13 protein-coding genes are annotated in these 12,471 nt (G+C 72.2%); 4 read left to right on the top strand and 9 right to left on the bottom strand.

Features of this window, described 5'->3' with window-relative positions:
• Positions 1-95 precede the first annotated feature (95 nt).
• Both ACYVP9_RS20655 and ACYVP9_RS20660 read left to right on the top strand, forming a co-directional pair.
• A complete protein-coding gene (locus ACYVP9_RS20655) occupies positions 96-710 on the top strand; it encodes a MerR family transcriptional regulator (RefSeq protein ID WP_460606836.1) in 615 nt (204 codons plus the stop codon).
• A gap of 2 nt (positions 711-712) precedes the next feature.
• Positions 713-1,807 (top strand): acyl-CoA dehydrogenase family protein, encoded by a 1,095-nt coding sequence (locus tag ACYVP9_RS20660; protein WP_460606837.1) that lies wholly within the window; start codon positions 713-715, stop codon positions 1,805-1,807.
• A gap of 173 nt (positions 1,808-1,980) precedes the next feature.
• Here ACYVP9_RS20660 and ACYVP9_RS20665 read toward each other — a convergent pair whose 3' ends face one another.
• From ACYVP9_RS20665 to ACYVP9_RS20705, 9 genes are all read right to left on the bottom strand, one after another.
• A complete protein-coding gene (locus ACYVP9_RS20665) occupies positions 1,981-3,219 on the bottom strand; it encodes an acyl-CoA dehydrogenase family protein (RefSeq protein ID WP_460606838.1) in 1,239 nt (412 codons plus the stop codon).
• Positions 3,220-3,237: 18 nt separating this feature from the next.
• Positions 3,238-4,386 carry a thiolase family protein gene (locus tag ACYVP9_RS20670; RefSeq protein ID WP_460606839.1) on the bottom strand — a complete coding sequence of 383 codons (1,149 nt, stop codon included), beginning with the start codon at positions 4,384-4,386 and terminating at the stop codon, positions 3,238-3,240.
• Positions 4,383-4,766, bottom strand: coding sequence for a Zn-ribbon domain-containing OB-fold protein (locus ACYVP9_RS20675; protein WP_460606840.1), 384 nt, complete (start codon positions 4,764-4,766; stop codon positions 4,383-4,385). The genes ACYVP9_RS20670 and ACYVP9_RS20675 overlap by 4 nt, the downstream gene beginning before the upstream one ends.
• Positions 4,763-5,983: an acyl-CoA dehydrogenase family protein gene (locus ACYVP9_RS20680; protein ID WP_460606841.1), complete on the bottom strand. Its 1,221-nt coding sequence runs from the start codon at positions 5,981-5,983 to the stop codon at positions 4,763-4,765. The genes ACYVP9_RS20675 and ACYVP9_RS20680 overlap by 4 nt, the downstream gene beginning before the upstream one ends.
• A gap of 16 nt (positions 5,984-5,999) precedes the next feature.
• Complete coding sequence (locus tag ACYVP9_RS20685) at positions 6,000-7,070, bottom strand: NADP-dependent oxidoreductase (protein ID WP_460606842.1); 1,071 nt, start codon at positions 7,068-7,070, stop codon at positions 6,000-6,002.
• A gap of 72 nt (positions 7,071-7,142) precedes the next feature.
• Positions 7,143-7,919, bottom strand: coding sequence for a ThuA domain-containing protein (locus ACYVP9_RS20690; protein WP_460606843.1), 777 nt, complete (start codon positions 7,917-7,919; stop codon positions 7,143-7,145).
• A gap of 4 nt (positions 7,920-7,923) precedes the next feature.
• On the bottom strand, positions 7,924-8,688 hold the full coding sequence (locus ACYVP9_RS20695; RefSeq protein ID WP_460606844.1) for an SDR family NAD(P)-dependent oxidoreductase: 765 nt from the start codon (positions 8,686-8,688) through the stop codon (positions 7,924-7,926).
• Positions 8,688-9,512 (bottom strand): ThuA domain-containing protein, encoded by an 825-nt coding sequence (locus tag ACYVP9_RS20700; protein WP_460606845.1) that lies wholly within the window; start codon positions 9,510-9,512, stop codon positions 8,688-8,690. The genes ACYVP9_RS20695 and ACYVP9_RS20700 overlap by 1 nt, the downstream gene beginning before the upstream one ends.
• Complete coding sequence (locus tag ACYVP9_RS20705) at positions 9,512-10,312, bottom strand: SDR family NAD(P)-dependent oxidoreductase (RefSeq protein WP_460606846.1); 801 nt, start codon at positions 10,310-10,312, stop codon at positions 9,512-9,514. Before ACYVP9_RS20705 ends, ACYVP9_RS20700 begins: the two co-directional genes overlap by 1 nt.
• Positions 10,313-10,466: 154 nt before the next feature.
• On the opposite strand from ACYVP9_RS20705, the gene ACYVP9_RS20710 reads away from it, so the two are divergent.
• Both ACYVP9_RS20710 and ACYVP9_RS20715 read left to right on the top strand, forming a co-directional pair.
• A complete protein-coding gene (locus tag ACYVP9_RS20710) occupies positions 10,467-11,477 on the top strand; it encodes a thiamine pyrophosphate-dependent dehydrogenase E1 component subunit alpha (RefSeq protein WP_460606847.1) in 1,011 nt (336 codons plus the stop codon).
• Between the two features lie 7 nt (positions 11,478-11,484).
• A complete protein-coding gene (locus ACYVP9_RS20715) occupies positions 11,485-12,471 on the top strand; it encodes an alpha-ketoacid dehydrogenase subunit beta (protein ID WP_460606848.1) in 987 nt (328 codons plus the stop codon).

Genomic DNA, 12,471 nt, shown 5'->3' on the forward strand with positions numbered 1-12,471 from the left:
CGCCAGACCGTTGACATGCGACGTCTCGCTTGCGAGGCTTCTACTTTCTGTAGTCCGTATGTTGTTCCAAGCGCCTTTGCCGGAGGGATTCACCCGTGACCGAGACGCAGCAGCTCGACACCCGTCAGCTCGCTCTGTTGGCCCTCGTCATCAAGGGCATGCAGCGCGGTGAACCCGACGAAGCGACGCGGGGTCTCATCGACGAGGGCCTCGCCATGAACAAGGGCGTCATCACGATGCCCACCCCGGCGGGCACCAAGACGGCGTCCGAGTTCATGCGGCTGCTCGACGGGTGCGCCGAGCGCAAGGCGATCGACGCGCGCTTCGACGAGTTCCTGCCGATCAACCGCGAGCTGCGCGAGGTCTGCTCGGCGTGGCAGACGCTGCCCGACGGCACCCCCAACGACCACAGCGACGCCGGCCACGACGACGAGGTGCGCGAGCGTCTCGAGGACGTCCACCGCCGCATCGCCCCGGTCATCGAGGGCTTCGCCGAGGTCGTCCCGAGGCTCGGCCGGTACCTGCCGCGTCTGCAGGAGGCGCTGGAGAAGTTCCGCGCCGGCGAGGCGAGCTGGCTGGCCTCCCCGCTGATGGACAGCTACCACACGGTGTGGATGCACCTGCACCAGGAATTGATCCTCATGCTCGGCCTGACCCGCGCCGAGGACGAGGCGCGCGAGGAGCGCCTCGTCGGTCACGCAGCGCGCTGATCATGACGACAGCCGCACCTGACGCCACCGAGCTCGACGCGCTGCGCGAGGCCGTCCGCGACCTCGTCGCCGGGTCGGGCGGGGTGGGCGCCGCGCGCCGCCAGCTCGACAGCGACCCGACGTCCGGACCCGGGTACGACGAGCGCGCCTGGACCCTGCTCGGGCGCGACATGGGCCTGGCCGGGCTCGGCCTGCCCGAGGACCGCGGCGGAGCGGGCGGCGGCCTCGCCGAGCTCACCGTCGTCGCCGAGGAGCTGGGCCGCGCGCTGCTGCCCGTGCCGTTCCTGTCGTCGACGGTGCTCGCGGGCCAGGTGCTCGCCCGCTGTCCGGACGCCGGCGAGATCGTCGCGCAGGTCGCGTCCGGCGCCGTGGCCGCCTTCGCGGGTGTCGACGGCGACGGCCTGTGGAACCCGTCCGACGTGCCCGTGCGCGCGTCCGGCGGCAGGCTCACCGGCACCGCGCCGTTCGTGCTCGACGGCGCCGACGCCGACCACCTCGTCGTCGCCGCCGACGACGGCAACCTCTACCTGGTCGCGGGGGCGGACGCGGTGCGCCGTCCGCTGGCCACGCTCGACCCGTCCCGCGGGCAGGCCGAGATCGGCCTCGACGGCACGCCCGCGCAGGCGTTGACCATCGACGGCAGCGGCGCCGCGATCGTCACCGCCGCCCTCGACGTCACGCTGATCGTGCTCGCGGCCGAACAGGTCGGCGGGGCGCAGGCGTGCCTCGACATGGCCGTCAACTACGCGAAGATCCGGCAGCAGTTCAGCCGTCCGATCGGCAGCTTCCAGACCATCAAGCACAAGCTCGCCGACCTGCTCCTGCTCGTCGAGATGGGCCGCTCGGCCGTCGACCGCGCGCTGCTCGTCGACCCGGACGACACCGCCGCGCTCGCCGAGGCCGGCGCCGTCGCGCAGGTCTGGTGCAGCGAGGCGTTCACGACCTGCGCGGCCGAGAACGTCCACGTCAACGGCGGCACCGGCTTCACCTGGGAGCACGACGCGCACCTGTTCCTGCGCCGCGCGAAGGCCGACGAGGTGCTGTTCGGCGACTCCGCGTACCACCGCGAGCGGCTCGCCCGCCTGCTGTCCTGGTAACGGACCGCAGCAGGCTCGTCACCCTGCCGGATTCCGCCTTCTACGGCGATTTGGTTGATCACCAGGCCTGTTGATCAACCAAATCGCCGTAGAAGGCGCGAAGTCGGACGGGGACGGGCACGGACTTCGGACGGGCACGGAACGGGAAGCTGGGCCGCTCGCCCGCCCCGCGGTCAGGTGCTGCGGGGCAGCTTCGAGTAGGGGACACCCTTGTCGACGCGCGGCTCGCGGGGCAGGCCCAGCACGCGCTCGCCGATGATGGTGCGCTGCACCTCGTCGGTGCCGCCGGCGAGGCGGTAGCCGGGCGCACCGAGCAGGTGCTCGGTCCAGGCGAAGCCGTCCGGCTCGCCGGTGTCGGCGGCGATGCGGCCGCCGAGCAGCGACGCCGCCACCTCGCCGATGCGGGTGAGGTTCTGCGACGCGACGATCTTGCCGATGGACGCGCCCGGCCCGGGCGCCTCACCCGCGGCGTTGGCGCGGGCGACGCGGTCGGTGGTGGCGGTGCGCAGCGTGGTGCGCACGTAGACGTCGGCCAGCTGCTGCCGCACGACCGGGTCGTGCGACTTCTTCAGGCGGCGGGCGAGCGAGAGCAGGTCGTCGAAGGACCCGCCCTTGCGGCGGGTGCCCTGGCCGCTGGCCGTCCGCTCGAAACCGAGCGTCGCGTTGGCCACGCGCCACCCGTCGCCGATCTCGCCGATGCGCATGTCGTCGCCGAGCTTCACGCCCGACAGGAACACCTCGTTGAAGGACGACGCCCCGCTCATCTGGCGGATGGGCCGCACCTCGACGCCCTCGGCGTCCATGGGCACGAGGAACATGGTCAGCCCAGCCTGCTTGGCGACCTCGGGATCGGTGCGGGCCAGCAGCAGTCCGTAGTCGGCGAACCGCGCGCCGGACGACCACACCTTCTGCCCGTCGAGCACCCAGCCGTCGTCGGTGCGGACGGCGCGGGTCGAGACGGCGGCGAGGTCGGAACCCGCCCCCGGCTCGCTGAACAGCTGGCAGCACAGCAGGTCGGACCGGATGAACGGGCCGGCGAACTTCTCCCGCTGCGCGTCGGTGCCGAACGTGGCGACGGTCGGGCCGACCAGGCCGCACGTCACCGAGATCAGCTCGGTCGACGTCGGCGTCGCGAACTGCTGCTCCTCGGCGGTGAACGCGACGACGTAGCGCATGGACAGTCCGGCGCCGCCGAGCTCCTTCGCCAGCGCGATCGCGCCGTAGCCCGCGTCGTAGCGTGCCCGGCGGTACTCGCGCACGCGGTCGAGCAGCGCGCGCTCCGCCGACTCGGAGATGTTGGCGAAGACCGCGTAGTCGGTCGTCTTCTCCGGCTCCTCGCCGCGCCGCGGCGCAACGGAGGCGAGCCATGCGCGCACCTCGGCGCGCCACTGCTCCAGGTCGGGTTGGGTCACCGAGATCGCCTCACTCGCTCAGACAGTCAGGACAGTGCACGCGCTGATGCCGGGCGCGCCGTAGACGTGCGTGAAACCGACCCGCGGGTCGCCGGACACCTGCCGGTCGCCGGCGCGGCCCTGCAGCTGCAGCACGACCTCGCGCACCTGGCGCAGGCCGGACGCGCCGACGGGCTCACCGTTGGCGAGGCAGCCGCCGTCGGTGTTGATCGGCAACCGTCCGGTGGGAGCGGTCTCGTCGGCGTCGAGCAGGGCCTGCTGCTCGCCGTGGTCGCACAGGCCGGTCTCGGCCATGTGGTAGATCTCGGCGCCGGAGTCGGTGTCCTGCAGCTGTGCCACCTGCACGTCGGACGGGGTGACCCCGGAGCGCTCGAAGACCGCCTGCGCGGCGTCGACGCTCGGGCTCACGCCCTCGTGCGGCGACAGCCACGACGAGAACACCTCGAACGAGCCGAAGCGACGCGTGCGCTTGGCGACGGCCGCGAGCTTCACCGGACGCTGGGCGAGGTCGGCGGCGCGCTCGTCGCTCGCGAGCACCACGGCCGTCGCGCCCTCGCTCGGCGAGCAGAGCATGTACTGCGTCAGTGGCGGGTTGATGGCGCGTGCCGACATGATCTCCTCGACGCTCAACGGCTTGCGCCGCCAGGCGTCGGGGTTCAGTTCGCCGCACCGGAACGCCTTCGCCGCGACCTGCCCGAGCAGCCGCTCGTCGAGGCCGTGCGTGTGCAGGTAGCGGCGGTCCTTCATCGCGAAGAACTGTGTCGTGACCATCATGCCGGTCTCGGCGTACCAGTCGCCGTGGCCGTAGTCGGCCGGACGGGCGGCGAACGCGCCGCGCTCGTGCTTGTCGAAACCGACGACGAGCGCGAGGTCGGTCTCGCCGGCGCGGATGGCGTTGGCCGCGGTCGCCAGCGCGACCCCGCCGGTCGCGCAGCCGTTGCGGACGTTGACGAACGAGATGCCGGTGAGCCCGAGCTGTCCGACCAGCGAATCGGGCTTGCCGGAGACGTTGCTGCCGCCGACGGCGTAGCCGATGTCGCCCCACGCCACCCCGGCGTCGGCGAGCGCCGCGCGGACCGCGTGCGCGCCCATCGCCATGCCGGAGTACTCCGGGTCGTGTCGGCCGAACGGCTGCATGCCGACGCCGACGATGCTGACGCCCGTCATGACGAACGCTCGAAGGCGTAGGTGACGGTGTCGTCGTGCAGGGGCAGCAGCGTGAGCCGCATGGCCGCGCCGATCTCGTGCTCGGTGCCGACGAGCCGTCCCTCGACGATCACGTCGCCGAGCTCGACGTACCCGACGCCGAAGGGCTCGAAGCCGTCCGCGGGCGCGCGGTACGGCGCCTTGGGTTCGAAGTCCTGGACGGTGTACGTCCACAGCGTGCCGGTGTCGGCGAGTTCGACCGGTTGCATGTCGTGTCCGGCGCACTTCGCGCACCCGGTGGACGCCGGGAAGGTCACCGTGCCGCAGTTCGCGCAGCGCGCGCCGGCCAGCCGTGGCGGGTCGAGGGACGCGAACAGCGACGCATCGACGGGCGTGGTCACTGCGCACTCCAGCGCGGGGTGTCGCCGGCCTCGATGGCGCGGCGGCGGGCGCCGATCGTCCGCTTGCCGATCGCCCAGCGGTGCACCTCGGACGGGCCGTCGTAGATGCGGAAGGGCCGCACCTCGCGCAGGTAGCGCGACAGCAGCACGTCGCCGGAGATGCCGAGCGCGCCGCACAGCTGCACCGCACGGTCGACGACGCGGTTCACGGCCTCGGCGACGAAGGTCTTGGCGATGGACGACTCGGTGCCGCCGTCGGCGCCGCTGTCGAGGACGGCCGCGGTGTGCCGGATGAGCGCGCGGCTCGCGGCGATGTCGATCTCGTTGTCGGCCACGAGCTGCTGCACCATGCCGAGGTCGCCCAGACGTCCGCTGAACGCCTTGCGGGTGGCGGCCCAGTCGACGGCGATGTCGTGCGCGCGGCGGGCGACGCCGAGCCAGCGCATGCAGTGGGTGAGCCGGGCGGGGGCGAGCCGCACCTGCGCGTACTGGAAGCCGCGGTCGACCTCGCCGAGCACGGCGTCCTCGGGCACGAAACAGTTGTCGAACACGACCTCGCTGTGGCCGGCGAACAGGCCCTCGTCGAGGGTGTCGATGTCGCGCACGACCTGCATGCCGGGGTTGTCGGCGTCGACGAGGAACATCGTCGCGCCGCCGCGCTCACCGGTGGCGCCGCTGGTGCGGGCCATGCAGATGGCGAAGCCCGCGTCGCGCGCGCCGCTGATGAACCACTTGCGGCCGTCGATGCGCCAGCCGCCGCTGTCGCGCGTCGCGGTGGTCGCGAGCATCGACGGGTCGGACCCGGCGCCGGGCGCGGGCTCGGTCATCGCGAAGCACGAGCGGAACTCGCCCGCCGCCAGCGGCTTGAGGTACTTCTGCTTCTGCTCCTCGCTCGCGACGACCTCGAGCAGGTGCATGTTGCCCTCGTCGGGCGCCGCGCAGTTCATGGCGAACGGCCCGAACAGCGAGTAGCCGGCCTCCTCGAACACCACGGCCTGGCCGCGGATGTCGAGGCCGAGGCCGCCCCACTCGGTGCCGACGTGCGGGGAGAGCAGACCGGCCTCGCGCGCCTTGCCCTGCAGGTGGCGGCGCACGTCGTCGGACGCGTCGTGCAGCACGCCGCGCAGTTCGAGCTCGACGGGGATGACCACGTCGCGGACGAACTCCTGCGTCTTCTTCGCGAGGTCGGCGACCTCGTCGGGAACGGTGATGTCCACTGGTTCTCCTGAAACGTCAGTCGTCGCTCTGGTCGTGGCTCGTGTCGTCACCCAGGCGGACGAGCATCTTGCCGAGGTTCGCTCCGGACAACAGGCCGAGGAACGCGTCGACGGCGTGGTCGAGACCGTCGACGACGGTCTGCTTCGAGACGAGCTCGCCGCTGCGCAGCCACCCGGACACCTGGCGCTCGAACTCGGGCCGCAGGTCCTCGTGGTCGCGGACGATGAACCCGCGCAGGGTCAGCCGCTTCAGCACCGCCTGGATCAGGTGATGCACGCCCGGCGCGCCGGACGGGTCCTCCATCGTCGAGATGGCGCCGCACAGCGCGACGCGGCCGTTGACGCGCAGCGCGTGCAGGGCGGCGACGAGCTGGTCGCCGCCGACGTTGTCGAAGTAGAGGTCGATGCCGTCGGGCGCCGCGGCGGCGAGCCCGCCGACGAGGTCGTCGCGGTAGTCGAAGCCGGCGTCGTAGCCGAACTCGTCGACGAGCAGCCGTGCCTTCTCGGCCCCGCCGGCGCTGCCGACGACCCGGGACGCGCCCATCAGCCGGGCGAGCTGCCCGGCGGCGCTGCCGACCGCGCCCGCGGCGGCGGACACGAACACGACGTCGCCCTCGCGCAGTTCGCCGGCGCGCTTCAAGCCGGCGTACGCGGTGAAGCCGGTCTGGCCGAGCACGCCGAGCCAGGCGGGCAGGGGGGCGAGGTCGGGGTCCACACGGGCGCCGCTGCCGCCCGCGACCGGGGTCGCGTCGACGACGGCGAAGTCGCGCCAGCCGAGCCGGTGACGGATCACGTCGCCGACGGCCACGCCGGCGGCGTTGCTCGCGATGACCCGACCGAGCGCGGACCCGTCGAGGGCGCCGCCGATCTCGAAGTTGGTGGTGTAGTGCTTCTCGCCCTGGTCCATCCGTCCGCGCATGGACGGGTCGACACTCATGTAGAGGTTCTCGACGAGCACCTGGTTGTCGCCCAGCTCGGGCAGCGGCTGCTCGTCCAGGCGGAAGTTCTCGGCCGTCGGCCGTCCGACCGGACGCGACGCGAGGGTGACGACGCGGGTCGTCGAAGGAATGGTCCGGTACGTCGTCACGACACCTCCCGGTGAGGGCCCGACCCTACCCCGCAGGACGCGTCGGACGGAAGCACTAAGTGAAGGCAGCCACTAGTTAGTGGCGGCGAAGTCCCCGATCACGGCCCAGTCGAGACACCGGCCGAGCACGGTGCGGAACGCCTCGGTCTCCCAGCTGCCGACGTCGTGCCGACCGAGGTCGTCGACGCCGAGGTCCTGCAGGTCGAAGCGGCCGCGGCAGTGGCCCAGCGTGAAGTAGCAGACCGTGCCGTCGCCCGTCCGCTTGAGGTAGAGCACCGGCCGCGGTTCCGCGTCCGTGGTGTGTCCCTCGTCGAAGCCGCGGCACTCGCCGGTGTACTCGGCGTGCAGCAGCACCTCGATGGGCGGGCGCAGCTCGAGCACGTAGAGCTCGTCGCGCACCTCGAAGGCCCCGATGCCGCGCACCAGCGGGTGGTCGGGGTCGGTGACGTGCACGGTGTACGGCTCGATCGGCGGGTGGCCGAGGAACTGGCCGCCGAGCACGTCGGCCACCTCGCCCAGCACCCGCGGGGTCCGGAACACGGGCTGCTCCGGACCGCGCGGGTCGATGGCCGAGTGCGTGCCGTGCAGGGCGAGCCAGCGTCCGCCGCGACGGACGAAGTCGGCCAGTGCCCGCTGCTGGTCCGCGTCCGGGCGCACGTTGCAGGTGTAGGTGACGAGCAGGTCGGCCGCCGCGAGGGCGTCGGTACGGGCGAAGTCCTCGAACACGCGCGTGCGGACCTGCTCGTAGCGGCCGAGGCCGTCGAGCAGGTGCCGTCGCGCGTAGTCGAAGTCGTGCCACTGGCCACCGCACACGAGCACGGCGTCCAGGCGGCCGGCCGGACCTGCCACGGTGTTACGCCTGGACGCGGCTGGTGAAGCCGCCGTCGACGACGAGGTTCACGCCGGTCGAGAAGCTCGCCGCGGGGCTCGCGAGGAACGCCACCGCGCGCGCGACCTCCTCCGGGCGGCCGAGCCGGCCGACGGGGATGCGGCCGCGGATCGTCTCGTAGAACTCCGGACGTCCCTGCTTGAGCTTGTCCCAGGCGCCGCCCTCGAACTCGATGGGCCCGGGGGAGACGGTGTTGACGCGGATGCCCTTCGGCGCGAGCGAGTGTCCGAGGCCGGACGCGTGCTGCAGCACCGCCGACTTCAGCGCGGCGTACGAGTTCGGCGACGTCGGCGGCAGCGTGTCGAACGACGACGTGGTGCCGACCGAGACGATCGCGGCGGCGTCGGAGTTCTCGAGGTGCGGCACGGCGGCCTCGGCCAGGCGGACGAACGCGAGCAGGTCGGCCTGGAAGCTCTGGATCCACTGGTCCGGGCCCTTGAGGCCACCGGCGGACACGTTCGAGACCACGATGTCGAGGCCGCCGAGCCCGTCGACCGCGGTCTGCACGAACTGGGTCACCGCGTTCTCGTCCGCGACGTCGACGCCGGCGGTGACGACGGTGCGGCCCTGGCCGCGCAGCGTCTCGGCGAACTCCTCGAGCGACTCGACGCCACGGGCGCACAGCGCCAGGTCGACGCCCTCGGCGGCGAGGGTCTCGGCGATCGCCCGTCCGATGCCGCGGCTGGCGCCGGTGACGATGGCCTTGCGGCCGCTGAGCTGGAGATCCATCAGTCGTCCTCTTCTCTGGGGGTTGCGATGGTGGTGCGGTTCTCTGCCGCCCAGGCGTGCGCCGCGTCGGACGCGACCCAGGTCAGGGCGTTGCCGAGCACGCGGCGGAACGCCGGGTGCCCGAAGGTGTCGGGGCCGTCGCCCGGCTGCAGGTACACGACCGGGCTGCGGCCGGCCGGCTTCGCCCAGCCCACGAGGTCGGAGGCCGGCGGGTGCGTCCAGGCCGGACGCTCGGCGGTGCCGAGCACCTCGTGGTACGTCTGTCGGAACTCACCGGGACCGGCGGCGCTCGCCCGCAGCAGCGGCACCACGTCGGCCTCGAACACCGGGCAGCGGTACAGCTCGTCGTCCAGCTCGAACGGCTCGACGCCGTCCGTGACGGGGTGCGTCTCGGGCGTCACCGTGTAGTGGGTGTGGCGGTAGCCGGAGTCGGGCCAAGCCTCGCCGCGCAGACGTCCGGGGGCATAGTGGTAGCGCCCGCCGAGCACCTCGGCCCAGCCCTCCCAGCCCGGCCAGCCCGCCAGCGCGTGGTGCAGGAACACCATGCCCTGGCCCGCGTCGAGCAGTGCCGCGAGGTCGGCGGCGACCCGCGGCGACGGGCCGACCGGGGTGGGCGCCGTGCCGCGCCGCAGCGTGAGCCCGGGGATGTCGTGGCAGAGGATCGCGTCGAAGGCGCCGCGGTGCGCGGGCGTCAGCCACTGCTGGGCGTCCGGCTGCACCGCGTGCGCGAACACCCAGTCGTGCTCGGCGCAGACGGCGGCGAGCAGTGCGCGGAACGCGTCCAGGTCGACGCGGTGGCCGCCCGTGACGGCGAGGACCCGCATCAGGCGTCTCGTGCCTTGTCTCCGGCGGCGTCGCTGGCGGCGTCTCCGCCGGCGTCTCCGGCGGCGTCTCTGGCGGCGCGGAAGAACTCGGCGCCGGCGGACGTGTAGCCGCCGTCGACGTAGACGACCTGCCCGGTGACGTAGCGGGACGCGTCGGAGCAGAAGAAGGCGACGGTGTCGGCGACGTCCTCGGGGCGGCCGAAGCGGCCGAGCGGCAGGGCGCGGCCGCGGCGTTCGCGGGTGGCCTCGTCGCCGTAGTGCTCGAGCGTGCCCGCGGTGGGGACGATGCCGGGGCCCACGGCGTTGCAGCGCACGCCTGCGGGCCCGAACTCGACGGCGGCGATGCGGGTGAGGGTCTCGAGGGCCGCCTTCGAGGCCGGGTAGACGCCGGTGCCGGTCGGCGCGGTGTCGGCGGTGATCGACGAGACGTTCACGATCGACCCGCCGTCCCTGGACAGCAGTGGCAGCAGGCGCTGCATGAACAGCAGGGGCGCGATCACGTTGACCTCGAGCACCCGGCGGGCCTCGTCCAGGGGTGTGGTCGCGAGCGGGGTGAACCGCCAGATCGCGGCGTTGTTGACGAGCACGTCGCACCGCTCCAGCGACCCGGCGAGGGCGGTCACCGCCTGCTCGTCGGTGACGTCCAGGGCGACGGGGCGGGCGCCGAGCTCGGCCGCGGTGGCCGTCACGGCGTCGGCGTCGGCGTCGACGGCGACGACCGAGAAGCCGTCCGCGACGAGGCGCTCGGCCATGGCACGGCCGAGTCCCCGGGCCGCTCCGGTGACGACTGCGGTGCGCATCGGCGACCCTTCTCGGCGCGTCTCGGACGAGGTGCGACCGTAGCAACGGCGTCCGAGCCGTGTCGATACTTTCTGAAGACTGACTAGCATTACCCACCCGGCCCGAAGTACGGTGTTGAACGCCCGTCCACCGCTCCCGTGCGAGGCCGAATCCATGACGACAACAGCCGCGACCGACCCGGCGACCGATCCGGTCACCACCGTCCCGCGCGATGTCCTGCTCGACCTGCACCGCCGCATGGTGCGCATCCGGTTGTTCGAGGAGGGCGCCGGCAAGCTCATGGAGGGCGGCCGGCTGCCCGGCTTCCTGCACCTGTACGTGGGTCAGGAGGCCGTCGGCGCCGGTGTGATGGCCACGCTGCGCGACGACGACGTCATCACCTCGACCCACCGCGGCCACGGTCACGCCGTCGCCAAGGGCGCCGACCTGAAGTACATGTACGCCGAGCTGTTCGGCAAGACGACCGGCTACTGCAAGGGCCGCGGCGGCTCGATGCACATCAACGACCTGTCGATCGGCATGCTCGGCGCGAACGGCATCGTCGGCGGCGGCATCCCGCACGCGCTCGGCGCCGCCTTCGCCGCCAGCTACAAGGGCCACGACTCGGTGGCGGTGCCGTTCTTCGGCGACGGCGCCACCAACATCGGCGTGTTCCACGAGTCGTGCAACATCGCCGCCGTCATGAAGCTGCCGGTCGTCTTCGTCTGCGAGAACAACGGCTACGCCGAGTTCACCCCGCAGGACAAGCACATGCTGCTCAAGGACGTCGCCGACCGCGCCGCGTCGTACGCGATGCCGGCCGAGATCGTCGACGGCATGGACGTCGTCGCCGTGTACCTCGCCACGCAGCGGCTCGTCGAGAAGGCGCGGACGGGCGGTGGCCCGTCCTTCCTCGAGGCGAAGACGTATCGCTACTACGACCACCAGGGTGTGAAGGGGCTGCGCACGCCGTACCGCACCCAGGAGGAGATCGACTACTGGAAGACGCGCGACGCGATCGTCGCGCTCGAGGAGCGGCTCGTCGCCGCCGGCATCGCCACACGCGACGAGCTCGAGGCCGTGCGCAAGGAGACCGAGAAGGAGATCGAGGAGGCCATCCAGTTCGCGGTGGACAGCCCCGACCCCGATCCGGCCGACCTCCTCGACAACGTCTACACGGACTGAGGCCCAGATGCGCGAGATCACCTATGTGCAGGCGTTCAACGAGTCGCTGATGCAGCTGATGGCCGAGGACGACGACGTCTGCGTCATCGGCGAGGACGTCGGGTTCTACGGCGGCGTGTTCAAGGCCTTCGACGGGCTGTACAAGACCTACGGCGCCAAGCGCGTCGTCGACACCCCCATCGCCGAGATGGGCTTCATCGGCATGGGCGTCGGCGCGGCCGCGCGCGGGCTGCGTCCGGTCGTCGACCTCATGTTCATGGACTTCATCGGCGTCGCGCTCGACCAGCTGTACAACCAGGCCGCCAAGCTGAAGTACATGTTCGGCGGCGACGTCACGGTGCCGCTGACCCTCACGACCGCCGGCGGCGCGGGCATGTCGGCCGGGCCGCAGCACAGCCAGAGCCTCGAGGCGTGGCTGGCGCACGTGCCGGGCCTGAAGACCGTCATGCCGTCGTCGCCCTACGACGTCAAGGGTCTGATGGTCGCGGCGATCCGCGACGACAACCCCACCGTCGTGGTCCTCAACAAGCGCATGCTCGGCGTCAAGGGCGAGGTGCCCGAGGAGCTGTACGAGATCCCGCTCGGCCAGGCCAACACCGTCCGCACCGGCAAGGACGCGACCGTCGTCGCGATCGGCCGCATGGTGCCCGAGACGATGGCCGCCGCCGAGAAGCTCGCCGCGGACGGCATCGAGATCGAGGTCATCGACCCGCGCAGCGTCCAGCCGCTCGACTCGGCGACGATCATCGAGTCGGTCAAGCGCACCAACCGCGCCGTGATCGTCCACGAGGCCGTCGAGTTCGGCGGCATCGGCGCCGAGATCTCCAGCCAGATCCAGGAGCAGGCGTTCGACTACCTCGACGCGCCGGTCAAGCGCATCGCCGCGCCGTTCTCGCCGGTGCCGTTCAGCCCGGTGCTCGAGAAGGCGTACATCCCCGACAGCTCGCAGATCGCCGACGGCGTCCGCGGTCTGCTCGAGCGCCCCGGAGCCTGA

Source organism: Jatrophihabitans fulvus, from assembly GCF_054781375.1.

Bases quoted from the DNA above. Each gene is read 5' to 3' on its own strand.
- ACYVP9_RS20660 (WP_460606837.1), top strand. From the start codon at position 713: ATGACGACAGCCGCACCTGACGCCACCGAGCTCGACGCGCTGCGCGAG.
- ACYVP9_RS20670 (WP_460606839.1), bottom strand. From the start codon at position 4,386: ATGACGGGCGTCAGCATCGTCGGCGTCGGCATGCAGCCGTTCGGCCGA.
- ACYVP9_RS20695 (WP_460606844.1), bottom strand. From the start codon at position 8,688: ATGGATCTCCAGCTCAGCGGCCGCAAGGCCATCGTCACCGGCGCCAGC.
- ACYVP9_RS20700 (WP_460606845.1), bottom strand. From the start codon at position 9,512: ATGCGGGTCCTCGCCGTCACGGGCGGCCACCGCGTCGACCTGGACGCG.
- ACYVP9_RS20705 (WP_460606846.1), bottom strand. From the start codon at position 10,312: ATGCGCACCGCAGTCGTCACCGGAGCGGCCCGGGGACTCGGCCGTGCC.
- ACYVP9_RS20710 (WP_460606847.1), top strand. From the start codon at position 10,467: ATGACGACAACAGCCGCGACCGACCCGGCGACCGATCCGGTCACCACC.
- ACYVP9_RS20715 (WP_460606848.1), top strand. From the start codon at position 11,485: ATGCGCGAGATCACCTATGTGCAGGCGTTCAACGAGTCGCTGATGCAG.